At 42.1% G+C, this 25,264-nt stretch carries 28 protein-coding genes; 26 read left to right on the top strand and 2 right to left on the bottom strand.

Annotated elements, in window-relative coordinates; translation table 11 throughout:
* Nucleotides 1-32 precede the first annotated feature (32 nt).
* The 16 genes from ACI35L_RS05620 to ACI35L_RS05545 all read left to right on the top strand — a co-directional run bounded on the left by ACI35L_RS05620 (nt 33) and on the right by ACI35L_RS05545 (nt 14,595).
* Nucleotides 33-377, top strand: coding sequence for a hypothetical protein (locus ACI35L_RS05620; protein WP_049670644.1), 345 nt, complete (start codon nt 33-35; stop codon nt 375-377).
* Nucleotides 378-434: 57 nt separating this feature from the next.
* The gene (locus ACI35L_RS05615; RefSeq protein WP_082197076.1) at nt 435-1,358 is read left to right on the top strand and encodes a glycosyltransferase; all 924 of its coding nucleotides are present in this window, start codon (nt 435-437) and stop codon (nt 1,356-1,358) included.
* Between the two features lie 113 nt (nt 1,359-1,471).
* Nucleotides 1,472-2,563 (top strand): non-hydrolyzing UDP-N-acetylglucosamine 2-epimerase, encoded by a 1,092-nt coding sequence (gene wecB / locus ACI35L_RS05610; RefSeq protein WP_439802424.1) that lies wholly within the window; start codon nt 1,472-1,474, stop codon nt 2,561-2,563.
* On the top strand, nt 2,556-3,542 hold the full coding sequence (locus ACI35L_RS05605) for a polysaccharide biosynthesis protein (RefSeq protein WP_439802423.1): 987 nt from the start codon (nt 2,556-2,558) through the stop codon (nt 3,540-3,542). The genes wecB and ACI35L_RS05605 overlap by 8 nt, the downstream gene beginning before the upstream one ends.
* Nucleotides 3,539-4,366: a dTDP-4-dehydrorhamnose reductase family protein gene (locus ACI35L_RS05600; RefSeq protein WP_439802422.1), complete on the top strand. Its 828-nt coding sequence runs from the start codon at nt 3,539-3,541 to the stop codon at nt 4,364-4,366. Before ACI35L_RS05605 ends, ACI35L_RS05600 begins: the two co-directional genes overlap by 4 nt.
* Nucleotides 4,363-5,256 carry an NAD-dependent epimerase/dehydratase family protein gene (locus ACI35L_RS05595; RefSeq protein WP_439802421.1) on the top strand — a complete coding sequence of 298 codons (894 nt, stop codon included), beginning with the start codon at nt 4,363-4,365 and terminating at the stop codon, nt 5,254-5,256. The genes ACI35L_RS05600 and ACI35L_RS05595 overlap by 4 nt, the downstream gene beginning before the upstream one ends.
* A 106-nt stretch (nt 5,257-5,362) precedes the next feature.
* Nucleotides 5,363-5,863, top strand: coding sequence for a dihydrofolate reductase (locus ACI35L_RS05590; RefSeq protein ID WP_049670650.1), 501 nt, complete (start codon nt 5,363-5,365; stop codon nt 5,861-5,863).
* A gap of 13 nt (nt 5,864-5,876) precedes the next feature.
* Nucleotides 5,877-6,605, top strand: coding sequence for a lysophospholipid acyltransferase family protein (locus ACI35L_RS05585; protein WP_049670651.1), 729 nt, complete (start codon nt 5,877-5,879; stop codon nt 6,603-6,605).
* Between the two features lie 147 nt (nt 6,606-6,752).
* The gene (gene ilvA / locus ACI35L_RS05580; RefSeq protein WP_439802420.1) at nt 6,753-8,021 is read left to right on the top strand and encodes a threonine ammonia-lyase IlvA; all 1,269 of its coding nucleotides are present in this window, start codon (nt 6,753-6,755) and stop codon (nt 8,019-8,021) included.
* A gap of 123 nt (nt 8,022-8,144) precedes the next feature.
* Complete coding sequence (locus ACI35L_RS05575) at nt 8,145-8,339, top strand: twin-arginine translocase TatA/TatE family subunit (RefSeq protein WP_049670653.1); 195 nt, start codon at nt 8,145-8,147, stop codon at nt 8,337-8,339.
* Nucleotides 8,340-8,421: 82 nt separating this feature from the next.
* Entirely contained in the window at nt 8,422-9,174 is a 753-nt protein-coding gene (gene tatC, locus ACI35L_RS05570) for a twin-arginine translocase subunit TatC (protein WP_439802419.1), read from the top strand.
* A gap of 155 nt (nt 9,175-9,329) precedes the next feature.
* Nucleotides 9,330-10,172 carry a DegV family protein gene (locus tag ACI35L_RS05565; RefSeq protein ID WP_049670655.1) on the top strand — a complete coding sequence of 281 codons (843 nt, stop codon included), beginning with the start codon at nt 9,330-9,332 and terminating at the stop codon, nt 10,170-10,172.
* A gap of 495 nt (nt 10,173-10,667) precedes the next feature.
* Entirely contained in the window at nt 10,668-12,257 is a 1,590-nt protein-coding gene (locus ACI35L_RS05560; RefSeq protein WP_439802418.1) for an ATP-binding protein, read from the top strand.
* Nucleotides 12,258-12,364: 107 nt separating this feature from the next.
* On the top strand, nt 12,365-12,949 hold the full coding sequence (locus tag ACI35L_RS05555; RefSeq protein WP_049670657.1) for an SCO family protein: 585 nt from the start codon (nt 12,365-12,367) through the stop codon (nt 12,947-12,949).
* Nucleotides 12,950-13,157: 208 nt separating this feature from the next.
* A complete protein-coding gene (locus ACI35L_RS05550; protein WP_053103734.1) occupies nt 13,158-14,018 on the top strand; it encodes an SGNH/GDSL hydrolase family protein in 861 nt (286 codons plus the stop codon).
* Complete coding sequence (locus tag ACI35L_RS05545) at nt 13,999-14,595, top strand: YpmS family protein (RefSeq protein ID WP_049670658.1); 597 nt, start codon at nt 13,999-14,001, stop codon at nt 14,593-14,595. Before ACI35L_RS05550 ends, ACI35L_RS05545 begins: the two co-directional genes overlap by 20 nt.
* A gap of 45 nt (nt 14,596-14,640) precedes the next feature.
* On the opposite strand, the gene ACI35L_RS05540 is transcribed toward ACI35L_RS05545, so the two are convergent.
* Nucleotides 14,641-15,354, bottom strand: coding sequence for a DUF4397 domain-containing protein (locus ACI35L_RS05540; RefSeq protein ID WP_049670659.1), 714 nt, complete (start codon nt 15,352-15,354; stop codon nt 14,641-14,643).
* A gap of 150 nt (nt 15,355-15,504) precedes the next feature.
* Here ACI35L_RS05540 and msrA point away from each other — a divergent pair, with 150 nt between their 5' ends.
* Both msrA and msrB read left to right on the top strand, forming a co-directional pair.
* Nucleotides 15,505-16,020: a peptide-methionine (S)-S-oxide reductase MsrA gene (msrA, locus tag ACI35L_RS05535; protein ID WP_049670660.1), complete on the top strand. Its 516-nt coding sequence runs from the start codon at nt 15,505-15,507 to the stop codon at nt 16,018-16,020.
* A gap of 6 nt (nt 16,021-16,026) precedes the next feature.
* Nucleotides 16,027-16,455 (top strand): peptide-methionine (R)-S-oxide reductase MsrB, encoded by a 429-nt coding sequence (gene msrB / locus ACI35L_RS05530; RefSeq protein ID WP_049670661.1) that lies wholly within the window; start codon nt 16,027-16,029, stop codon nt 16,453-16,455.
* A gap of 124 nt (nt 16,456-16,579) precedes the next feature.
* Here msrB and ACI35L_RS05525 read toward each other — a convergent pair whose 3' ends face one another.
* A complete protein-coding gene (locus ACI35L_RS05525) occupies nt 16,580-17,689 on the bottom strand; it encodes an SGNH/GDSL hydrolase family protein (RefSeq protein WP_049670662.1) in 1,110 nt (369 codons plus the stop codon).
* 153 nt (nt 17,690-17,842) lie between these two features.
* On the opposite strand from ACI35L_RS05525, the gene ACI35L_RS05520 reads away from it, so the two are divergent.
* The 8 genes from ACI35L_RS05520 to ACI35L_RS05485 all read left to right on the top strand — a co-directional run bounded on the left by ACI35L_RS05520 (nt 17,843) and on the right by ACI35L_RS05485 (nt 24,972).
* Nucleotides 17,843-18,022, top strand: coding sequence for a YjcZ family sporulation protein (locus ACI35L_RS05520; RefSeq protein WP_049670663.1), 180 nt, complete (start codon nt 17,843-17,845; stop codon nt 18,020-18,022).
* Between the two features lie 304 nt (nt 18,023-18,326).
* Nucleotides 18,327-18,548, top strand: coding sequence for a YozE family protein (locus ACI35L_RS05515; protein WP_049670664.1), 222 nt, complete (start codon nt 18,327-18,329; stop codon nt 18,546-18,548).
* 105 nt (nt 18,549-18,653) lie between these two features.
* Complete coding sequence (locus ACI35L_RS05510; protein ID WP_156185591.1) at nt 18,654-20,396, top strand: ATP-binding protein; 1,743 nt, start codon at nt 18,654-18,656, stop codon at nt 20,394-20,396.
* 176 nt (nt 20,397-20,572) lie between these two features.
* A complete protein-coding gene (locus ACI35L_RS05505) occupies nt 20,573-21,256 on the top strand; it encodes a hypothetical protein (protein WP_049670666.1) in 684 nt (227 codons plus the stop codon).
* Between the two features lie 152 nt (nt 21,257-21,408).
* Nucleotides 21,409-21,729 carry a YodL domain-containing protein gene (locus tag ACI35L_RS05500; protein ID WP_049670667.1) on the top strand — a complete coding sequence of 107 codons (321 nt, stop codon included), beginning with the start codon at nt 21,409-21,411 and terminating at the stop codon, nt 21,727-21,729.
* 99 nt (nt 21,730-21,828) lie between these two features.
* Nucleotides 21,829-22,533, top strand: coding sequence for a purine-nucleoside phosphorylase (deoD, locus tag ACI35L_RS05495; protein ID WP_049670668.1), 705 nt, complete (start codon nt 21,829-21,831; stop codon nt 22,531-22,533).
* Between the two features lie 91 nt (nt 22,534-22,624).
* Nucleotides 22,625-23,422, top strand: a complete 798-nt coding sequence (locus ACI35L_RS05490; RefSeq protein ID WP_439802417.1) for a M15 family metallopeptidase — start codon at nt 22,625-22,627, stop codon at nt 23,420-23,422.
* Between the two features lie 56 nt (nt 23,423-23,478).
* Complete coding sequence (locus tag ACI35L_RS05485) at nt 23,479-24,972, top strand: S41 family peptidase (protein WP_439802442.1); 1,494 nt, start codon at nt 23,479-23,481, stop codon at nt 24,970-24,972.
* Nucleotides 24,973-25,264 lie beyond the last annotated feature (292 nt).

The following is a 25,264-nucleotide window of genomic DNA, read 5'->3' as shown; positions in this document are numbered from 1 at the left end:
CGAAAAGCTAATACTTGATAGGAGGAACAGAAATGTCAAATCATCATAAGCCTCACCCGCATCATGCTCCAGTGCGTTGCAGGTGCACGGGATCTGGTATTGTCCCTGGACAATTCCCTCCAGGAACAAAACCGATTTCTCTTACGCCTCTTAGCAATACTTCCATCCGCCAGCTGCTGATACGATTCTTGCAAAGCGGCACAACGCTTGCGGAGGTCTTTACGGTTGCCTCCCAAATTCCGGGAGAGCCTGACCTTAGCAATGTAACGGTTGTAGCTGTTGGCGGCGATTTTGTCACATTCCAGCAATCTGCAAGCTTGGGCGGAGCACAAATTACCATCCGAATTCAAGATATCATTGGCTTCGAAGTAGCATAAAGGAATCACAAAAAAGCTTCATGTGCATACATGAAGCTTTTTTAATAGGGAGGTTCTATGATGAGTGAGCCGCTAACCATTCTATTTTGTACGAAACGATTCCACCATAGAATGGAGAAAAGTACGGAATACCTTATTGCTGAACTAATGAAAAGAGTCAATCTATTCATTTGGGAGCAAGACGGGGATCTTCCAGCTATTCTTTCAAGCCTATCGGTAAACCCAGATTATATTCTCTTAAATGATTTTAAGTTCGATTACTCTCCGCGTATTTATGGTTTGGCTGCCAGTCCGGTACCGGTTGGGGCAATTCTTCATGAAATCAATCATAAGCCTTATCGCAGGAAGCAATTTTATGAGCGGGAGAATATCCAGCATTTGTTCGTACATTATCGGGAAGCCTCCTTAAAAATTCTGCCAGAGCTAAAGAATCGCTTCGTTTGGTTCCCGCATCATGTTCCGGTGGATGTCTTTAAGGATTACGGAGAGGCTAGGGAGATTGATGTGCTGATGATGGGTATTTTGCTGAAGGGGCTCTACCCGAAGAGAACCGCCTTTTATGAACAATTAAAAACATATCCTGGGTTTGTCTATCATGAGCATCCGGGTTATGGCTCTCTTCCAGCTAAGACTATGCACTATGTCGGTAATACTTATGCAAGGGAGCTTGCCCGGGCGAAAATCTTCGTTACATGTGATTCTAAGGAGAAGCTGCCTTTAATGAAATATTTTGAGGCGCTCGCCTGTAGGACGCTCCTTGTGGCAACTGCCTCCCGGGAACTGGAGGACTTGGGGTTTATTGATGGGGAGACTTATGTGGCAGCTGATGAGCATACGGTCGTGGAGAAGGTGAAGTATTATCTCGCCCATCAAGAGGAAAGAGAGCGAATTGTTAATCAGGGCTATCAACTTATTCTAAAAAGGCATTCAACCGCTCAAAGGGTAGATGGACTGGTTGAATTTCTTTCAGAGCTGGCATGAACAAGGCCGGCTTTCTTTTTTTGCCGTGACAGGGTGAAATGTCTATTCATAAATTAGAAGAATCACATAATTTATAGGAGCGGATAAGGTGTGATCGAGAAGGAGGAAAAGCAGTGCATATAATGACGGTACTAGGGACACGGCCGGAGATTATTAGGCTGAGCCTTATTATGAAAAAGCTGGATGAGGTTTGTACGAAGCATACGGTTGTCTATACCGGCCAGAATTTCACGCATTCCTTAAGTGATGTGTTCTTTGAGCAATTATCCATTAGAAAGCCAGATTACCATCTTCATATGAGGAATATGAATCTTGGTGGTCAATTGGCTTCCATGTATGACTTTCTTGAAGAAGTATTGAAGAAGGATAATCCTGATAGAGTATTGATTCTTGGTGACACAAACAGTGCCCTGAGTGCCATCCTATTTGAACGATATGGAATCCCTGTCTATCATATGGAAGCAGGGAATAGATGCTTTGATTTACGGGTGCCGGAGGAGAAGAACAGAAGGGTAGTGGATGCGGTCAGCAGCTATAATCTTCCTTATACGGAAAAAAGCCGGCAAAACCTGCTTGATGAAAATGTACCGGTTAATCGGATTTTCCTGTCGGGAAATCCCATTAACGAAGTGATCATGCATTATCGAAAGAAGATACAATCCTCAGATATATTAACGAGGCTTTCACTTGCAAAGAAGGATTATTTCCTTGCGACAATACATCGGGCTGAGAATGTAGATTCACCGGAAATATTAAAGGAAATCTTCACAGGCTTCAATCAGCTGGCAGAGATTCATGGGAAGAGAATCATTTGCAGCCTCCATCCTAGAACAAATGCCCGGTTAAGTGTGTTGAATGAATTTGAACTGAATTCATTGGTTGAATTACATGAACCATTTGGATTGTTTGACTTTGTGAAGCTTGAAGAGAACGCAGCATGTGTATTGACAGACAGCGGGACCGTGCAGGAAGAATGCTGCATTCTGCATGTTCCTGCCGTGACGGTCAGAGATGCGACAGAAAGGCCAGAAACAGTGGAGTGCGGGAGCAATATCCTGTCAGGGACTAAGGCAGACAGTATAGTAGAAAGTGTGGGGATTATGATGAAACAGGCGCTCTATTGGGAACTCCCTCAAGGCTATCAAGATCGAAATGTATCACAGAAAGTCATTAATTACCTGTTAGGAGTGAAGGGAGTTGTTTAAGGATAAGCGAATTCTGATTACCGGTGCAACAGGGTCATGGGGACATGAGTTAGTAAGTCAGCTGTTACAGGAAAAGCCGAAGGAAATTCGGTTATTCTCCCGTAATGAATCAAGTCAGGTAGCGATGATGCGGCAGTTCTCTGATAAGCGCTTAAAATTCATCATTGGGGATATTAAAGAGCGAGAAGGCTTGATGCAGGCGTGTCAGGACGTTGAATATGTCTTTCATTTGGCAGCACTGAAGCATGTACCCGTATGTGAGGAGCAGCCGCTTGAGGCACTGAAAACGAATGTACTCGGCACGCAAAATGTCATTGATGCAGCCATATATAATCATGTTGACAAAGTAGTCTATATTTCAACTGATAAAGCAGCGAATCCATCCAACTTCTACGGATTATCGAAGGCTATGGGAGAGAGACTCATTATTCACGCCAATACCTTGAATACAGATACGAAATTTGTTTGTGTCAGGGGCGGGAATGTCCTTGGAACAAATGGAAGTGTCATTCATGTCTTTAAGAATCAAATTGCTGAAAAAGGGGTTGTCGGTATTACCGATTTGCGGATGACCCGATTCTTTCTCACGATTGAGGAAGCAATTGGCCTTTTATTTAAGGCGACCTATGAGAGTATCGGCGGTGAAATTTTTGTCATGAAAATGCCGACATGCACCATCCTGGATTTAGCTAGAGTATTGATCGAGGATTCTGGCAAAGAGGATGTCGAGATTATTGAGCTTGGAAAGAGACCAGGTGAGAAGATTCATGAGATCCTCTTTTCAGAATACGAGAGTGCCAGTACAGTTCATTATGATAAGCATTATTTCGTCATTCTGCCGAGCATTGAGATTGATGGATTGAAAGAGTACTATGCCAGCTATAAACCTGTTGAAATGGAGAATTATAATTCGGGTGAAAATTTGATGAACAAGGATGAATTGCGAACCCTGTTAGAAGAAGGTGGGTTCCTCTCATGAAGATACTCATTCTAGGCGGGGATGGCATGGCTGGACATGTGGCTGCTGCTTATTTTATGGGTCTATCTGATTATGAGGTACGGCGTACGACAAGAAGACGCGCGAGCAAGGATTCGGTCCAATGCGATGCACTGGATTTTGATCATGTTGGATCAATCCTATCTGATTGGAGACCGGACTTCGTCATTAATGCAATTGGCATTCTCAATCAGGGAGTTGATCGAAGCCTATATGAAGGGATAACACTGAACAGCTTGCTTCCGCATTTTCTTGCCCGTGAGCTGGATAAATACGGAGGCAAGCTGATTCATATCAGCACAGATTGCATTTTCAGTGGAACAAAGGGCGGATATACCGAAGATTCACCGGCAGACGGATTATCTTTATATGCAAAGACGAAGGCGTTAGGGGAATTAAATGAAACCAATCATTTAACCATCCGCACCTCAATCATCGGGCCTGAGAAGAAGCAGGATGGAATTGGTCTGCTGAATTGGTTTCTGAAGCAAAAGGGAACGATATTTGGCTATACAAATGTTTGGTGGAACGGTGTAACGACAATTGAACTGGCGAAATTTATCCATTATGCGATTGAAAATGAGCTGAATGGACTTTGCCATTTGCATGCTCCTGAGAAGGTGAATAAACACCAATTATTGATGCTTTTTCAAGAATTTCTGTTAAAGGATGACGTGAATATTCTCCCTGATGGGGAGATGGTATCTGATAAGACGTTAATCAGTACACGTAAGGATATAGTCTATACGGTTCCTTCCTATCAGGCGATGATGGCAGAACTGTGCGAATGGATGGCTCATGCATGAAGACCATTCTCATCACGGGCGGCAATGGATTTACAGGCACAGCTGCATGCAGCCATTTTCGAAAACAAGGATATCAGGTCATCACTACAAAAAGGTCGGGAAAGGCTCTCGCAGATGAGCTTCTTTGTGATCTAACCAAGAAGGAAGAGGTTGACCAGACTCTCAAAAAAGCGAATCCAGATTACATTCTCCATCTAGCTGGCAAAAACCATGCCGGCGATTCCTGGGTCGACCCGGAAATCTTCATGAAGGTAAATGTGGAAGGGACCCTTCACCTTTTGGAGTCTGTTCGCAGGATTTGTCCGAAGGTTAGAATACTTATCATTGGTTCTGCCCTTGAGATCTGTCCAGCACTGGATAAGCCAAACCATCCATATGGCTATTCCAAAGCCATGCAAACATCATTAGCCATCGCTTGGCATCATTTCTATCAAATGAATGTATTAGTCGTTAAGGCTCCTAACCTCATTGGCCCTGGCCCATCAACTGGTGTCAGTGCCCTATTTGCCCAAAAGGTCGTAAAGGGTGAAAAGGAGGGAGGCGCAATCTTAGAAATCAACACAGCTTCTTCCCCGAAAACCTTTCTTGATGTCCGTGATGCGGTGAAGGCTTACGAAAAGATATTAGATAAGGGGAAGGCTGGAGTGGTATATGAGCTGGCCGGCGGCAGCCTCTGCACATTAGAAGAGCTGGCTAATCACTATAAAGAGTTAGCTGAAGGTCCTGTAATCATACGGATGAGGATGATGGGGGAGGAAGAGTCAATGGAGAAGCGAATAGAAGGAATTCAGCTATTTGGCAGGTATGCCGAGAAATGGAGGATTGTCCCCTGCTATTCGTTACAAGGCAGCGTGAAGGATACACTGGATTATTTCCGGGTAAAATGTTAGCATAAAATCCCCTTTACAGGGGCTTTTTATTTTTCTACAATAATGTACATGGCTTATAAATATATTGCTAAAATGGTAAGAGACTACTAATCATTTGGAGGTACATATGTTTTCAATTGTCGTGGCTTTTGATCGGAATCGTGTAATTGGCTTGAATAATCAACTCCCTTGGCGTCTGCCGGCGGATCTTGCACATGTGAAGAAAACAACAATGGGAAAGGTTCTTATCATGGGGAGAAAAACATTCGATTCCATTGGCAGGCCCTTACCTGGAAGGGTAAATGTCGTTTTGACGAATGACCCTAGCTGGAGCCATGAAGGGGTGGAGGTATTCCATACGAAAGAAGAAATCATGGAGTTTGCTGAACAGACTGATAAGGAATGCGTTATTTTTGGCGGTCAGGCCTTATTTGAGATGTTCATGCCGTATGTAATGAAGGTCTACCTGACTTTTATTGATGAAGAGTTTGAGGGAGATACCTATTTTCCTCCAGTGAATTTCCAGGAGGGATGGGAACAGGTATCCTCGGTTAAAGGACCAAAAGATGAAAAAAACCCATATGATTATTATTTCCAGGAATATAGAAGAATGACCCCAATATCGTAAGGAGGAGCAATCATTGTTTCGATTAATTTATATGTTCTTTTATTTATGCGGCTATCTTTTATACAGTCTGCCTAGCCTAGCTAAGGCGAAAAAGCTGCATGCAGTTAACAAGGCGGAAAATGATGAAAAAATCCAAACAGTACCGAAAAAATGGGCAGCCGGCTTCTTGAGACATTCAGGCTGCAAGCTTGAGGTAACTGGACTGGAGAATATTCCAGACGGACCAGTGCTTTTTGTCGGTAACCATGAGGGTGATTTTGACGTGCCGGTCTTAATGGCGGGCATTCCAAAGCCTTTTGGCTTTATTTCAAAGATTGAAGTCAAAAAAATTCCGATTGTAGCTGGCTGGATGGAGGTCATGGGTTGCGTATTTCTCGATCGCAGTGACAGGCGTGCGGCTATTCAATCCATTCGCGATGGCATTAAACAGCTAAAAGCAGGCCACTCTGTCCTCATCTTCCCTGAGGGAACGCGGAATAGAGGCGGCGAGTTAGGAGAATTCAAGGCTGGAAGTCTTCGTCTTGCAAAGGATTCCAAAGTTCCAATCGTCCCATTCATGATTCAAGGGACGGCCGATATCTTCGAGAATAATCAAAATCGTATTAAACCGGGTAAGGTGAAATTAGTCATCCTTCCGGCTATTCCTGCCGAGCGCTATGAAGAGGCGGGTATGGAACAGGTGGCAAATGATATTAAAGCAATCATTCATGAGGAAAGAGACCAGCACTTAAAAGGTGCATAAAACAAAAAGCTGTCTAGTTTGAAGAGATTAACGAGCTAGGCAGCTTTTTTTGCATAAATTAAAATAGTGAATTTTCTAATTATTCCGTTGATTTATTTTGGAGACCTGCTATAATTTACAAATTAAGAAAAGTTTGGAGGAAAGACAATGAGTCATCTAGTTAAGGCAAAACAGGGTGTACAGGTGGAACAAATTCTAATTGCTTACCAGAAACTTAAGGAAAAGGTGGCTCATACCCCTTTACAGCTGAATCAGCGTTTATCAGAGAAATATGGCTGCCAGGTCTTTTTAAAAAGAGAAGATCTGCAGCATGTCCGTTCATTCAAGCTTCGAGGTGCCTTCTATGCCATGATGAGTCTCTCAGCGGAGGAATTGAAAAACGGGGTTGTGTGTGCAAGTGCGGGGAATCATGCACAAGGTGTGGCTTATGCTTGTCATGAACTGAAGGTATACGGCAAGATTTATATGCCGACGACAACGCCTAAGCAGAAGATTAATCAGGTAGCGAAGTTCGGAAAGGAATTCGTGGAGATTATTCTCTCGGGTGACACATTTGATGATTCTTATGCGGAGGCCAAGAAATGTGAGGAAGCCGATGGCCGCATATTTATTCATCCATTTGATGATGGGAATGTCATTGCCGGTCAAGGGACGGTGGCAGTGGAAATATTGCATGATAGTGAAGTCCCTGTGGATTATGTGTTCGCCAGTGTAGGGGGCGGCGGTCTTATGGCAGGTGTCTCCTCTTATATGGCAAGTGTCTCTCCAGCCACGAAGTGCATCGGAGTGGAACCAGCAGGTGCTGCCTCTATGAAGGAGTCCATCACAAAAGGGGAAATCATTAAATTACCTGAGATTGACAGCTTTGTGGATGGGGCTGCTGTAAAAGAGGTCGGCTTGAAGACCTATCGGATTTGTCAAAGCCTTCTGCATGATTGTCTGGTCGTCCCAGAGGGAAAGGTCTGCAGTACGATTCTTGAGCTGTATAATGAATATGCCATCGTAGCTGAGCCGGCAGGTGCACTGCCAGTGGCCGCCCTGGATTTCTATCGGGAGGAAATCAAAGGTAAGAATATTGTGTGCGTTATCAGCGGCGGAAATAATGATATTGGTAGAATGCAGGATATTAAGGAACGCTCTCTTCAATACGAGGGACTCTTGCACCATTTTATCGTGCATTTTCCGCAGCGGGCCGGAGCTCTCAGGGAATTTCTTGATGAGGTGCTTGGCCCGGGAGATGATATCACACGGTTTGAATATACGAAGAAGAACAATAAGGATAACGGTCCAGCGCTGGTCGGCATCGAACTCCAGTGTAAGGAAGATTATCCGGAATTGATGAAGCGGATGGAGAAAAAGGGCTTTTCCTTCCTTGTCGTGGAAAGCGGCAGCAGCCTCCATCAATTGTTAATTTGACAGTGTTCTTGACTGAACTTCCCTCTATTTTGTTGAAATATTGGAGAAAAATAGCAACTAATTCTTTTCATATTTCCGAAAACTATTATAATGGGAAGTGAGCACCAAAATGGAGGGGATAGAATGTTGTCAAATATTGGGGTACCTGGATTAATCCTTATCCTGCTTTTAGCCTTAATTATATTTGGTCCAAAGAAATTGCCTGAGATCGGGAGAGCCTTCGGACAAACCTTGCGTGAATTCAAGAATTCGACTAAAGACCTGAGCAATGAAGTCATGAGTGACTTGGATGATTCAAAGAAGGAACCAAAAAAATAAGTCCATGACTATTAGATAGAGGTGTGAGGAATTCTTGCACCTCTATTAAATTGCTGCTAGAAGGAAGTGAATTCTCATACAGATGAATGAAAAAGAACTGAACATGGTAGAACATCTGGAGGAACTAAGAACAAGGCTGATGATTACAGTCGGTGCTTTTATCTTATTTTTATGCCTGTCTTTCTTCTTCGTGAAGGATATTTACCGTTTTTTCACCCGGGATTTATCAGAAGAGCTTATTATCCTTGGGCCAAGTGATGTTGTCTGGATTTATTTTATGCTGGCATCGGTAGTGGCTATTGCCTGCACGATTCCGGTCCTGTCTATGCAAATTTGGCTGTTTGTCAAACCAGCGTTAAAAGAATATGAGCGAAAAACAGCCCTTTTTTATATACCCGCCCTGTTTCTCTTGTTTATCGCGGGTTTGTGCTTTGGCTATTTTGTCATTTATCCGATTGTCTTGAATTTCTTGAATGAGCTGGGAGAAGGCGTGATGACAACGGCATACACGGCAGATCGCTACTTTAAGTTCATCATCAATATGTCCTTGCCGTTTGCTGTCCTATTCGAGCTGCCGGTTGTGATGATGTTCCTGACATCTCTCGGGATTCTCAATCCTTATGTCATGGGGAAGATTCGGAAATATGCCTACTTTGTCTTGATTGTGATTGCGGTATCGATTACTCCGCCGGAATTCCTGTCTGATTTCATTGTAGCCGTTCCGCTCTTGCTCCTTTATGAAATCAGTGTCAGTCTGTCAAAAATCGTCTATAAACGAAAGCTCCGCAAAGAAGCACAATACGAAAGGGAGCACAACCAGATACATGGAATATAACGATAAATCAGGCCCTCTTCCCAGCACGGGGGAGGCCTGTTTTTCATTCATTCAAATTTCGACAAAATCCTGCTATGTATGTGACAGAACACATTTAAATTTAGATACAAAACGTGTATAATGTTCGTAGTCGTATAAATATAGGAAGTGAAAACATGTCAAATATCAAAATTGTAACAGATTCCACTCTTGATTTGCCAAAGCAGATACTAGAAGAGAATGACATCATCGTAGTGCCGCTTTCAATTACCATCGATGGCCAATCATATGTGGATGGTGTTGATATTACCCCTGATGAATTTATCCTGAAAATGAAACAATCAGAGGAGCTTCCCAAAAGTTCACAACCTCCCGCAGGCCAGATTCTTGAAGTGTACAACTCCTTGACTGCAGACGGCAGTGAAGTAATCTCCATCCACATGACCTCTAAAATGAGCGGAACGGTGCAATCAGCTCAAACAGCTGCGCAAATGGCTGAGGGCAAAGTCACAGTTATAGATTCTAAATACATCTCCCACGGTTTAGCCTTCCAGGTGCTTGAAGCCGCTAAAATGGCGAAAGAGGGCAAAACCTCTGAAGAGATTATCAAACGGATGGACGAGATTCAAAAAGCAACAAGGCTATTCGTTGTTGTTGATACGCTCGAAAACCTCGTAAAGGGCGGACGAATCGGGAAAGGGAAAGCAATGATCAGCTCATTGCTTAACATAAAACCAATTGCTTCACTGGATACAGGGGAATACACACCTGTTGCAAAAGTGAGAAGCCAAAGTCAAATCGTTAAATACCTCGTCAAACAAATGCTTCAGGATACAGAAGGAAAAGAAATTAAAGGTATCGGAATAACAGAAGCTGATGCTATGGAATTATCCACTAAACTGAAGGAAGCTATTTTAGACGTTACGTCTCTGAATGATGTGGCAATCAACCCTACAACGCCAATTATCAGTACACATACTGGCGTAGGAGCGATTGGCTTCATGTATTACGCTGAGTAAGAATAGAGAAACCTCAATACTGCAGAATCAGCATGAACGATGTGCCGGGTCTGCAGTATTTTTTTGTTTTCCTCCTCAGAAAAGTTTATCTGCTTTCGGCCGTAATGTGTCCAACATGCTCTAAACAACAAGCGTAAAGACTAGCGCATAGGAACAAGATAGAGATTACTTACGCTATAACATGATGGTCGTGAGTATATCGTCACCATGGATTGGATACGAAATACGTACTGGATAAAGAACCTTAATGATGAGGAAATGATTGGACGCTTCAACTAAGGAATAGACACAGGAAAAACTAATGGGATTTCGTCTTTCCAAATCAAAAGGTCCTAGGAGTCGAGTTGACCTTTTGTACTGATTGGCATGGTTCCTAGCTTGGAAATGTTGTCTTCATTCATAAATTATTTGATTAACTTAGGATAAAATACAGGATTTTTTTGGTATTTTGTCAAATAGTAGAGTATGATGACAGACTTATGTGAGGAACAAAAGATGAAACAACTCGTCCCCAATTTATCGGTAAAGATGAAAATATTAATTCTTACGGCGATGCTGCTTATTACGAGTATGATTTTGATGGCGGGAATTGCCTATAGGATGATTATTCAATATGAAGAAAATATACTAATGCAAAGAGCGGAGGAGATAGCAGACTTGCATGTCTCCTATATACCGAAAGAGATAGAGGGCATTTTACAGAGAGACCCTGATGAATTGACTGAAAGGGATTTTAATATCCTGAAGGGATATCTATCCGAGGTGATTGATCATGAGGCACCTGTTCTTTTGAATGCGTTTCTGCTGGGGTATTCCAAGGAAGAGGGGAGCTATAAGCATCTTGTATCATCAAGAGCGAATAGTCTTCCAAGCCTTTCTCGGCAAGAAACGAGGGAGGGACTTCATGAGCTCAGTAAGAATGGTCGTTCTGCCTCCTTTCTTTATGATTCCTCTGACAATGAGTCTGCTGTCGGATTAAAGAAGGTATCGATAGGGGATGGCTCTTCCTATATTCTTGGCATTAAGATTAACATGGAGGATGTTCAAGTAAATGATTGGAATGTGGCTAAAACCTTTATCATTGCTATGGTCTTTATTATTCTATTATGGATATTCATCATACGGGCGTTCCTTAACCGACTGCTCGAGCCTATTAATGTGCTTGTCGAGGGAGTGAAGAAGCTTAGTGACGGTAATTTCCATGTTAAACTTACAAAGCCTAAGGAACCGGATTTTCAGCCGTTATTTGACCAATTTAACTATATGGTGAAACAGCTCCAAATGCTGTTTGCTAAATTAGTAGAAACATCCTCTCGCATAGGAAAAGCGACAGATGAGGAGCTGCCAATCAGTACCTTTGATGATGCAATCAAAGAAATGGATAACATCGTCTATAATGCGTACATACAAAAGGAATTACAAAAGGCGGAGAAAATGAACGCCATTGGACAGCTGGCAGCATCGGTGGCCCATGAAATCCGTAATCCGATGACAGTTGTCAAGGGATTTCTCCAAATTCTTGAGGACAGACAAAGCATTGGAAATCAGGAAAAAGCATACATAAAGTTAATGATGGATGAATTAAACCGGGCTGAAGGAATTATCAATGATTATTTATCCATGACAAAGACTGATTTTGAATCAAAGGAAGAATTGTTACTGTCTGATTTTGCTATGCATATTGTTGACCTGATGAATGGATATGCCTTAATGGTTGGCAATATTCAGCTTCACTATCATTTGGACTTTGACAGGCCAATCCATATTTACAAGAATGAAGTGAAGCAGGTGCTGATTAATGTCATAAAGAATGGGATGGAAGCAATGAAAGAGGGAGGAGAGCTAAGCTTCACTGTCACATTAGAAGAACCCTATATCGTCTTTTCAATTGAGGATACCGGAACAGGCATGACAAGGGAGCAGGTGGAGCGGCTTGGAACGGCCTTTTATTCACTAAAAGATAAAGGAACAGGCATGGGCTTAATGGTCTGCTATCAAATCATGGAAAAGATGGGCGGAAGAATCGAAGTGGACAGCCAAGAGGGAGTTGGAAGCATTTTCAAGGTTTATGTACCGCATACATGAGCCTTACGAAAAAAAGGCAAATCCCTTTCTATATCTACACATTCTTGTTAATATTTAGATAGATAAGATAGATAACTAATATGGGACATACAGGGAGTTCAGTTCATATGAAATCATATATTAAAGCTTTAGTGCCATTATTGTTTGTTATTCTAGCTGCCGCTTGTTCAAGTGAACAGAAGATTCCTAATGCGACAGATTATGAGGTTGAATCCTTTACCTATACCAATCAAGACGGCAAGGATGTTTCTCTTGAAGACCTGAAGGGAAAGGTATGGGTGGCTGATTTCGTCTTTACAAGCTGCAACACCGTTTGCTTGCCGATGACAGCCAACATGAAGAAACTCCAGGAACGAATTGAGGAGGAAGGATTAGAGGATGTTAAGCTGATCTCCTTCAGTGTGGACCCGGAGGTTGACAAGCCGGAAGTATTAAAGGAATATGGCCAGCAGTTTAATGCTGACTTTACGAATTGGCATTTCTTAACGGGATACAGCCAAGATGAGATTGAGGACTTTTCTCTTGAAAGCTTTAAGGCAACTGTCCAAAAGCCGGACGGGAATGACCAGGTTATCCATTCTGTGAGCTTCTCCCTTGTAGACCAAGAGGGTAGAGTGGTTCAATCCTATTCAGGTCTGGATGATATCCCGATGGATGACATTATTCAGCATATAAAAATGTTGCAATCGTAATGGACAGGATACCCCTGTCTTTTTTTTATCAAAAGGCTTTGCGACAGATGAAATATAGTTAATAGATGCCTCTGCACCGTAAAGCAACAAATAAGATTAACAGAATCGTTCATAAAAAAAGTAATCATTACCATCCAGTTTTCCATAATGCATGGTGCTTTATGACATATGATATACAATAAGAGGACTATTCAGGCAGGTGACATCTATGTTAGACAAAAAAATGGTTTCAATATTTCTTGTCACATTATTATTAGCCGGCTGCGGCGGACTGCCCTTTCTTAATGGGAAGGAATCTGCGGAGCACTCCAAATCCTATTTGACGAAATCACTTAAGAAGGATATCCCGGATGATTTCATTCCGACAGAATTATCCGTTGTATCAGTAGGTGATTCGCTGACACAAGGTGTTGGCGCAAGTGATGACCAAGAAGGGTATATCCCCTATCTTTCTGCCTATCTGGAAACAAATCGGGGAATAAAGGAAGCAACTTTTACAAATTACGGCGTTCGTGGTAATCGAACTAGTGATTTATTGAATCGGCTTCAAGATGAACAAATAAAGCGTGACATTGAGCAGGCTGATGCAGTTGTCATCACTATTGGCGGCAATGATATTATGAAGGTAGTTAAAGAGAAATTTACCAACTTGACGATGGCAGATTTCTTAGAGGCCTCCGTTACCTATGAGGAAAGAATTGAAAAAATCCTTAAGACAATCCGAAAATATAATCAGGAGGCTGAAATTTATTATATTGGGCTATACAACCCTTTCGGCAAATGGATGTCTGCCTTTAGTGAGCTTGACATCATTATGGATGACTGGAATGAGATTGGCATGGAAGTGACGAAGTCAGATTCGAATGCTTATTTTATCCGAATTGATGATATTTTTGCAGCGTCCGATGAGAATCTGCTGTATCAGGAGGATTATTTTCATCCGAATGATCGGGGATATGAGCTGATTGCTGCTCGCATTTATGAAGAGATGAAAGAAAAGACTGTTGATAGCATGTATGCTGTTGGACAAAGGAATGGGGTGGCCAATAATGAAGAAGTGGATGAGTGAGTGGGGATTATGGAAGTCATTGTTCTTTGCCTTGCTGGCCGTCAATCTTGTGATTGCCGGTGTGCTGTTTTACTGGATGACAAGGCCTATAAAGGATACAGGAGCTTTGGAGAAATTGAATGAGAACAAGGAAATGGTGAGCATTCCTTTCTCCTCAAATAAAGAAGATTTGAACAGGGTAATTAATCATTATATTGATGAAGAGGCTGCAGACAGTCCGATTGATTACGAGGTATTGCTGACAGATAAATTGGAGCTGTATGGAACGTTAAGTGCCTTCGGAAAAGATGTGCAATTGAAGGTATTATTTGAACCGTATACAACAGATGACGGAAATATCCTTCTTCGCCACCGTTCCATCCAAATTGGCGAGATGAATCTGCCGGCTACTTTCGTGCTGAACTACATCAATGAGAAATATAAGATGCCGGAATGGGTTACCATCAACCCGGCTGAGAAGACCATTTATTTATCATTAAAAGAAATGGACTTAAAGAGCGGGATAACAGTGGAGGCGAAGAAGTTTGACCTTCGCAACGATGATATCCAGATGAATTTGCTTGTTCCCGTTGAATAAAAGCATGATAAAGAGGCAGCAATGAAGATTGCATGCCTCTTTTTATTAATGCAGAAGGGTGATTCCCAGGGTTCCTTCTGCATCTTCGTAGATAATCATCGTATACACTTTGTCTGGTTCAAATTGAATGAAGCCGCTTTGGTGAAGAAGCTCGCCTTTTTCGGGATTTTTCAGCTCAAATTCAATGGTCATAGGGGTCAGTCCTAAATAGTCTGTCTGATGTTTGTAGGGAAGACTCGGATAAAGTACATCCCGGCCCTTCACGCCGATTTGGAGAATGTCATGTGAGGGAGCAAGGTGAAGAGTCTTCACTTTTGATTCATTATGGGGAACAGTATGGTTTTCTGGTATCACGACCAGCCGTGGATCATCCTCTTTCCCCGTCAGGACAACTGTATTAGGTGTATCGCCAATCGTAATTTTCCTGTGCATGATTAAAGGATAGGTCGTTCCTGATGGGAAGACCTCAACATAATAGGCGCCTGGTGTTAAGGATAAGTAAGAACTGGCTGAATTGAAGGGCATATCCTTAAAGGTTTTCATGCCGTTAATATACATATCTACAGTACCGCAAAATGAGGAACCGTGGTAAAAACGAATCTTGCATATATTTTTTATTTCCTCCAAATTATGTGTATAGTGATGGTAAGAAGGCATATAATTCTGCCCTGCTGAGCCGTTGTGTCTGTTAAGCCATGGGTAGAATCCTGACCGGGACGGCAGGGACTGAGAAGGGTACAGATAAGGATTGGCGGCCATATTACTCACTCCTGTCATTACGTCATTTATGCTACCTATATGCGGAAGCAGGGAAAGCGGTGACTTAAAGAATAGGCAAGAAAGCAAATTAGGAGTATAGTAAGGAGATATCAAGCTATTTATCATACATAATATACTGGAGGGATTAGAATGGAAAAAGCAATTTTTGCCGGAGGATGTTTTTGGTGTATGGTTAAACCCTTCGATACATTCCCTGGAGTACATAAGGTTGTATCAGGCTATACAGGCGGCCATAAAGAAAATCCTACTTATGAAGAGGTATGTTCCGGCACAACCGGTCATGTTGAGGCTGTAGAGATTACATATGATCCTAGTCTTATTACTTATAAGTCCATTGTTGAATTATTTTGGCAGCAAATTGACCCAACTGATGCAGGCGGTCAATTCTGTGATCGAGGCGATTCATACAAAACAGCAATCTTCTACACGACTGAGGAGCAAAAGGCAGCTGCTGAGGAATCGAAAAGAGAATTGGCTGAAAGCGGTCGTTTCCAAAAGGAAATTGTTACACCAATTCTTCCGGCTAAAACCTTCTATCCGGCAGAGGATTACCATCAGGATTTCTACAAAAAGAATAAGGAGCATTATGAATCTTATCAGGTCAGCTCTGGCAGAGCCGGCTTCATTAAGGAGAATTGGAGGTAAGGCTATATGGGGAAATACACGGAACGTATTAACCAATTGAACGAGATGCAGCGCCATGTGACCCAGAGCAATGGGACAGAACCGCCGTTCCGTAATGAGTATTACCGGACAGAAGAGGATGGCATTTATGTTGACATCGTCTCCGGAAAGCCTCTTTTCAGCTCGAAGGATAAGTATGATGCCGGCTGCGGTTGGCCAAGCTTTACTAAACCGATTGATGAGGATGAAATCCTGGAAAAACAGGACCTCAGCCATAATATGAATCGGACTGAGGTGAGAAGCAAAGAAGCGGACTCCCATTTAGGCCACGTCTTTCCGGATGGCCCGGGTCCGGCTGGATTGCGCTACTGCATTAATTCTGCCGCCTTGCGTTTCATACCGAAGGCTGACCTTGAGAAGGAAGGCTACGGAGAATATTTACGGCTATTTGAATAAAGGGGCATATAAAACGTTCCGCCTGATTCTCCTAAGAGATTCAGGCGGATTTTTTTTGGATGAAAGGATCAAAAAAAGAAGACTAGACGGTGTCTTAGTCTTTGTATATCTTCTATAGAAATAGTTACTCCATTATTTCCTTTTCGAGAATATTTGCTGATATGATGCCTCCCAATTGGAACGGTTTTTCATCGAGTCCTTTAAATCGGAGACCATCGTCATTCATCATAAACTCAATTTTATGCTGCCCTTCCTCGAGCCCTGTCGCAAGAATAATATAGCGCTCCTTCACTAATGGCCAGTTCGTGTTAATGGTCCTGTAATACTGATGGTCAATGAAGACGTCTACCATGCCGCCGTTTGGATTACGCTTAATGATGGCACCTACCGTATTGCCTTCAATTTTATAGCGGATGGAACTGCCTTTCTCTCCAGCGGTCCAGTAACTGTCAGCATACATAAAGCCTTTCTGGGAATCAATCGTCTTTGTTAGATGAAAAGGAGTATCGCCTTGAGTGTACAACGAGTCCTCCAATGCCGGTGCTTTCCTGTTAGGGTAATCTTCCAACATCGCGAGAATGGTGTTTGCATACAGTTCATATCCCCGTCTGTTAGGGTGAACCTGATCCTTATTCAGTTTTTTCACAGAAATGCCTGATTGAGCGTATGCTGCTCGCATATCAATTGGTATCGCCCCGTAGTGATCACTTAAGATTTGAATTTGATCCGCAAAGCTTTGAACGTTTAAAGGGCTTTCAATGAATGTTATGATTTCAGCGTTCGGTGCTCGGACCTTTGCCTCGCGAATTAATAGCTCATAATGCTTAGCGAATTCTTCTGTTTCCATATATTTTCGGTCATTTTCTCCAAAAACCAGGAAAATGATATCGGCAGGAATGAGTAGTTCTGTGTTTCTCAGCTTGTATAATCCCTCAAAAGCTGTTGCTCCACTCTGAACAATATGCTGGCCCTCCATTCTGGCACCATATCTTTGTTTGACCAGCTTCTCCAGTTGGCCGTGCCAGCTATCCCGCATTGTTTCAGCCCCGGCTCCTCTACCGATGCTGTCACCAACAACTACATAATAAATGGTATTGCCATTGTTCAGTTTTTCGGATAGGGTTTGATCCACCATTTTGACCGTGTCCGGACGCAACGAAAGGATTAAGATGACAATGATGGCAATTAGGAAGGAAAGTACAAAAATAGTATGTTGTTTCAACTTGACGGTCATAAAAACCCACCCTCCCGAATGTATCTGGTTCCATATTACCTAGTTTATGGATAAAAAACAATCTAAATATGGGCGAATGCACATACCCAGAGGGCAGTTAGCTCATATAGTAACAGTGTAATTGAGACCTTTTAAAAGGAGTTGGATGTTCGAATGTACGGTAATTTTGGAGGCGGCTGCAATCCTTGCGGCTATGGATATGGTGGCGGATATGGCTACGGTGGCGGTTATGGATATGGCTGCGGCGGAGGTTTCGGTTCTGGTTTTGCATTAATTGTTGTTCTCTTCATCTTGTTAGTCATTATAGGCGCTTCCTTCTATTGTGGCTGTTAATGATGGAGAAAAAGGACGGTAAATCCGTCCTTTTTTTACATATTGCAGCTTAGAGAACAGATAGAAATATTCATGACCAAAAATGGTGTTCATTACCATAACGGGCTTAAATCATGTATACTGATACATACAGGATAGGTTAAAAGTTATAGGTTTCATAGTTATGCCTCTTGGTTTCAGGAATTCGGCCCGCTATTTGACAAAATGGCTGCAGGCTGTTAGCTTTCCAGATGTAGCATAATCATTCTCATTTATGTATGATGATTATGGTCAAAAGTAAGCCAAGAGAGTGGAGATGAATAAGATGAAATCCTTTTATCAATATTTAATGACATACAGAAATGCCTTGAAGAAAACGGAAATGTCCTTGTTCGCCGAAAATGTGTTTTATGACCACGGGTTTCCGAAGAATTCCTCTGATTATCATGAAGTCAGCCATTATTTAGAAATGAATGGCGATTATATTCTTGATATGAGTCTTTTTGATGAGGCGTGGAATGCGTACATGCAGCATATGGGGGAATAAAATGGACCGGACCGGCAGAACAAATGAATGGTTCCCTGTTTGAATTCTTGGGTGATTTTCTATAACTTCTGTTCTGGAATCTGAGGAAGGAAACAGGTGCTTTTTATGCCAGGACGATTACAAACACGACTGCTGTACTATTCGCTCATTATCTCTATTATTCCAATCGTGTGTATTGGGTTTACCTTCTTCCTTAATCAAAAGCATCTGCTGGAAAATCAGGCGAAGGCGACTTTAAAGACTGCCTCCTACCATGCGGCAGATACAACCAATATGTTTATCGAAGAGCGGATGAATGACTTGAAATATTTAAGTCAAAACTCCGGCATTACGAATAATAATAAATCGGAATCATTGAAACTACTTGATGAATACGTAAAGCTAAAGCCGGTTTATTCCGGTTATACATATGTTACCAGCGCGGGTGAGATTTGGCGGGAAACGTACCCCTTAGAGATTGGAGAGGCGCTCCTTGAAAGTGAATCCTTTGTACGTTCCATGAATGGTCAGCCTTTCTTGTCAAAGGTTTATACAGTGGAGGGAGAGAAACCTTTCTTTTGGATCAGTACCCCGGTGTATACGGAGGATAATGAGATAGCTGGAATATTTGCTCCATCCTTTAATATTTACTATTTATGGGAGACTGTAGCTGCTAAACTTGAATTAGAGCGGGAGAAGCTCCCTTATACTGCCTTCATGATCAATAAGGACGGCTGGATTGTCACGCATAAAGATGAGAAAGAGATTATGAATCGCAATTTCATCGAGGAGAATGATTTGTCGCCTGAGCTTATCCATCAGGCTGCCTTAAAGAGGAAACTGCTGGAATCAAATGATGGAAAGAGTTTTTATACGGTTAATCCTATTCGAACAAAGGCACTAGCTGAAGAAGATTGGTATATCGTGACGACAACGGAAAAGAAAGCAGTCTATGCTCCATTAAGAGGGCTGCTCAGTCGATACCTGCTGATCAGTATCCCTATACTTGGTGCCATTATTGCTGCTGCATACTATATGACGAAGATTATTATAAAGCCGGTCGAGGACATGGTTGGACGTGTAGAGAAGTATTCAAGGGGTGAGAAGTTCTCTCGCACAGAAAGCGCCTATCATGAGATTAATGTCTTGAATCGCAGCTTTCAGTCAATGGTGGAAGCAATCGAACAGAGGGAAAAGGAGCTTATTCGCACAGAAAAGCTGAAATATGTCGGCCAGCTAGCCGCTGGAGTAGCTCATGAAATCCGAAATCCTATCACGACGATACGCGGCTTCTTCCAGCTGTTGAAGGACCATCCATATGATGAAAAAGTATTTAGAAATTATATTGATATTATTATAGAAGAGTTAAACCGCATGAATGGCATCGTGGGAGAGCTGCTGAATTTATCTAAGCCCTACCAATTGATTGTGAAGGAACATAATGTAAATGAGCTCATGGACGAAATTATTCTTCTGCAAAAAGGAGAACTTTACAGGAAGAATATTAAGATTCTGCGAGAGAATGAATGTGATAAATTGATCTGCACGGATCGAAATAGATTATTCCAGGTCATTATTAATGTGATTCAGAACTCGAAGGATGCCTTTCAAAAGGAAGGCAGCATCCGTATTTCCTTTGAAAGCACGGATGATACAGTGAGGATTATTATCGCTGATGATGGTCCTGGCATGCCAAAGGGTGTTTTAAGCAAGATTGGCACACCCTTTTATACAACGAAAGAGCATGGAACAGGGCTTGGTATTGCAACAAGCATGAAGATAATGGAAGAGCTTGAAGGCTCATTTGAAGTAACGAGCAGGATAGGAAAAGGAACGAGAATTGTACTGACCGTTCCGGCAAAGAAATAATCATACGAAGAGCAGGGAGCTTTCTTATCAAAAGAAGGCTGCCTGCTTTTTTCGACTGGTTCAAAGAAAACAGCTTAAGGCTTATGCATTAATAAGATAATTATAGGCTATCCGCATCCATCTTCCTTGCATATAATGATAAAAAACTTTACCCGATCTGCAAGGGGTGGCAGCTAGTGGGCAAACGAAATAAACCGAAGTTTGCGGTAGGAGATTCCGTCGTTATCTTAGTGAATGGCATTGTCGGTGTCGTTTCAAATGTAAAAGAGTTTAATCAGGCCTTCCTGTACGAGGTGCAAGGAGCGGAAGGGGTATATACAGAATCCGCACTCATTCATTTACAGGAATTTGAAGGTTTATTGTTTGATGCAGAACAAATCAACATAGATTATAAGTTTTTTTTCGGTGATTTAGTACAGGTAAAGGGATACGGAAAGGACATATTTAAGGTCATTGGGTTTCGGACAGAAATATGGCGCTACCAAGAGGAATCTTGGGAGGATGTCATTTATGAGCTCTCCAGAATTGACGATGAGGAATGGCTCGAGTGCAGTGAGGACGATTTAAATTTCCTGGCAGATGCAAAGGATGCCGATGCGTTTCTGGCTAAATATCAAGAACCACAGAGGAATACCCAAAAGGGCAAGCGAAAACGGAAGGAATTACTGGAACTGCCGAATCCTGAAGGGACAGAGGATGACCATCAAATCATGGTCAATCATCTGCTTGATATTTATAATGATTATCGGATTTTAAAAGAATTTTTCGGTGACGAGAGCTATGAGAAGGTTATGAAGACAGCTGTTAAGAAATTAAAGAAGCTGGTCAGTCAGAAGCAGGATAAAAAAGAACCGCATTAGATTAGGAGCTATTCGAGACTATTCGAGTAGTTCTTTTTTTTCATTTTGACAGTCTTATCGGCATTCGACAAAACTAGAATAATTTCATCAGAGGATTTTCCGATAAGAATGTGCAATTAATATAATCATAATGATTCAAGGAGGGGATAGTTATGTTGAAATCAAAGAGATTGAGCTGGTCAGCCTTGAGGAAAAAAGATTATGAAATAGCCTTGTTCCAAACGGAGCATCCAAGGGATAGAAAGGGCTATCGAATGGTTTACCGAGGAATCATCAATGCGGAAAGCCATTTTGATGTAGTAACAAAGGTATTTAAAATGTTTAATATAAAAGATCTCATCCCTAAAAACTATCAGGGAAGAACGGTCATGAGCGGAGATATTATCATGATTGTAGACCATTATGAAAAGAAACGGTATTACAGGCTTCAATCTGGCGGATGGACTGAGGTTAACCGCTTGCATGTGTGTTGAATTCTGAATAGTCCGCCTTTTTTCATTTTAAAGCGCTTATGATATAGTAATCTTTGAATAGAATCACGTTATATCCAACTGTAAGGAGGAAATTCAAAGATGAGTGTACATATCGGAGCGAAAGAAAATGAAATCGCAGAAACAGTACTACTTCCAGGAGATCCGCTGAGAGCAAAATATATTGCTGAAACCTTTTTAGAGAATCCTGTTTGCTATAATGAAGTGAGAAATATGTTTGGTTACACAGGTACGTATAAAGGTAAACGTGTTTCCGTCCAAGGGACTGGAATGGGCGTGCCATCCATTTCTATATACGTCAATGAACTTATGTCCAGTTATAATGTTCAGAAGTTAATCCGTGTCGGTACTTGCGGAGCCATTCAAAAAGATGTAAAGGTCAGAGACGTCATTCTTGCCATGACATCCTCAACCGATTCAAACATGAATAAACTCTTGTTTGACGGCATCGACTATGCGCCGACTGCCAATTTCGATTTGCTGAAGAAAGCATATGATACTGGTATTCAAAAAGGCCTCAATCTAAAAGTGGGAAATGTCTTTACGGCAGACCAATTCTACAATGATAAAGCCAATCATGAGCTATGGGCACAATATGGTATCTTGGCTATCGAAATGGAAACAACAGCTCTCTATACATTGGCTGCAAAATACGGCAGACAGGCGTTGTCCATCCTTACGGTCAGCGATCACATCCTGACAGGGGAAGAGACGACAGCAGAAGAACGACAAACGACTTTCAACGATATGATAGAAGTAGCTTTAGACGCTGCTATTGAAGTATAATAGAAAGAGTGTGGAAGGCTTCGGTTTAATCCGAAGCCTTTATCCATTACATACGAAGAAGATAGAGAATGAAAGATAAGGGATGAGAGCATTGAAAAAGACACTTCTTGCATTAATGACATCAACGGCATTGCTTCTAACAGCATGCAATAATTCGTTATTGGGGACCGAGAGCAAGGAAGAAGCAGAAGAAGCGGCAAGCATGCAGGAAACAGAAGGTGAACAAGAAGAGACAGCACCGGAAGAAGAGTATGCACTGACAGCAGAGATGCTGAATGTAATCGAAACCGAGGACGGGGTAAACTTTATTCAAAATCCAGAGAATATTCAAGTGCTGGTCAATAAGGATTATAGCCTCCCAATCGGATACCGTCCGGGAGATTTGGTTGTTCCTGAGGTGAAATTCTCATTTGATGAAAAACACGAAAAGAAACTCATGAGGAAAGAGGCAGGCGAGGCATTAGCGGAGATGTTTGACGCAGCTTCAGAAGAAGGGGTAGAAATCGTTGCTGTGTCTGGCTTCCGTTCTTATGAGCGTCAGGAACAGCTATATACAGCTGAAGTAGCAGCATCTGGTGCAGAGCATGCTCAGCAAGCTGTAGCAGAGCCGGGAAAAAGCGAGCATCAAACTGGATTGACCATGGATGTCTCTAGTGCAGAGAACAGCTTTAATCTAAACCAGGATTTTGGTAAAACGGCGGCAGGGAAGTGGCTGGCAGAGAATTCATCAGAATACGGTTTTATCATCCGTTATCCTGAAGGAAAAGAAAGCATCACCGGTTATATGTACGAGCCTTGGCATGTCCGCTATGTTGGTATTGATGTCGCGAAAGACATTCATTCACTAGGACTGTCTTTTGAGGAATATGTCCAGCTTGTGGAAGAATGAAACCAACTTTTGGTATAATGAAGTGTGTTTTCACTTGATATGATATTGTGAAAGTGGTGAGTCAATTGGATAAGGAGCAAGAACAAGGGCAGGAGCAGCAAGCGAATGACGGCCCAGAGAAAAAAGGGTACATAAAGGTTAAGTGGATCTATATCGTCTTAGGTGCACTGGCACTTGTACTACTGACGGTCGGCGCAACGGTTTACCTTCTTACGGAAAAGGCACAATCGAAATCCGGTAGTGGAGGTTCACTTCTATCAACTAATACGGATGGAGACTTCTCCAAGCTTTATGAAGTGTATAATACACTGGAGAATTATTACTTCGAGGATGTTGATGAGGAAGCACTTGTAAATGGTGCCATTAACGGTATGGTTGAGTCCCTTGATGATCCATATTCTGATTTCATGTCTACGGACGAAGCGACAAGCTTCCATGAAAGTATCTCTTCTTCCTTTGAAGGAATCGGGGCAGAAATTCAGCAAGAAAATGACCAAATTGTGATTGTTTCACCTATCAAGGGAGCACCTGCTGAGGAAGCTGGTTTAAAAGCTGGTGACATGATTCTTGAAGTGGATGGTGAAAGCCTGCAAGGAATGTCGTCAAGTAATGCGGTCTTGTTAATCAGAGGAGAAAAAGGCACAAAAGTGACTTTGACCATTCAGCGTCCCGGCCAATCCGATACAATGAAGGTTGAAATCGTCCGCGATACGATTCCAATCGAAACTGTCTATACAGAGACAGTCTCAAATAATATTGAAAAGATTCAAATTACGAGCTTCTCCGAGCATACTGCTGAAGAGCTTGAAAAAGCATTAAAGAGTGCAGAAAAGGATGGGGCAAAAGGGATTATTCTTGATTTAAGACAAAATCCTGGAGGCCTTCTCGACCAAGCTCAGGAAATTGCGAATATGTTTGTGGATGAAGGGAAAATCCTTTATCAGGTGGAATACCGAAACGGCAATAAAGAGGTCACAAAAGCGACCGGGAACGGTTATAAGGTCAGCCTTCCAACTACTGTATTAATTGATGAAGGAAGCGCTAGTGCCTCTGAGATAGTTGCTGCGGCATTGAAGGAATCAGCTGATATACCTTTGGTCGGCATGAAATCATTCGGAAAAGGCACCGTCCAATCCGCACAGGATTTCACAGATGGCTCCAATCTGAAATTCACGACCGCCAAATGGCTGACACCGGATGGAAACTGGATTCACAAGAAAGGCATCAGCCCGGATGTGAAGGCTGAGCTCCCTGAATATGCTAATTTGACCTATGTTGATCCTGAAAAGGAATGGAAGGAAGGAACATCCTCCGCAGATATTGAAAACATAGAGAAAATGCTGGAGGCCCTTGGGTTTAATCCAGGTAAAGTGGACACATCTTATGATGCTGCTACAGCATCAGCGGTTAAACAATTCCAAAAAGATCAAGGAATTAAGCAAACCGGCATTGTCACTGGAGAGACAACGACAAAACTGATGAACGAGCTTCGGGAGAAGATTAATTCAGATGATCCACAGGTAGAAGCAGCTGTGAAAGAACTGAAGTAATAATAAAGAAACCGTCATACCTTTAGAGGGATGGCGGTTTTTTGCTTATTAAAGCTATTTATATTAGGAGGATTGTATGCGGGAAGGAAAGCATGACAGGTTTGTGGAATAGTTACTAAAGTGTTCATGTGAAATTGAGGAGGAGATCATCGCATGCTATTTATGTCTTTAATGCTGGCTTCACTTTTGATTGCCATTTTAGCCATTCGTATAAAGAAAATCATCCTTCTTTTTGTATCGGCCATACTTATCTTGCCTTTGTCCTTATATCTTTCAGCTACACCCCTATTTG

Source organism: Pradoshia sp., from assembly GCF_051873915.1.
In the GTDB taxonomy this organism is placed as follows: domain Bacteria; phylum Bacillota; class Bacilli; order Bacillales; family Pradoshiaceae; genus Pradoshia.
Note: the sequence above shows the minus strand (reverse complement) of the source record. Positions and strands in the feature narration are given on the sequence as shown.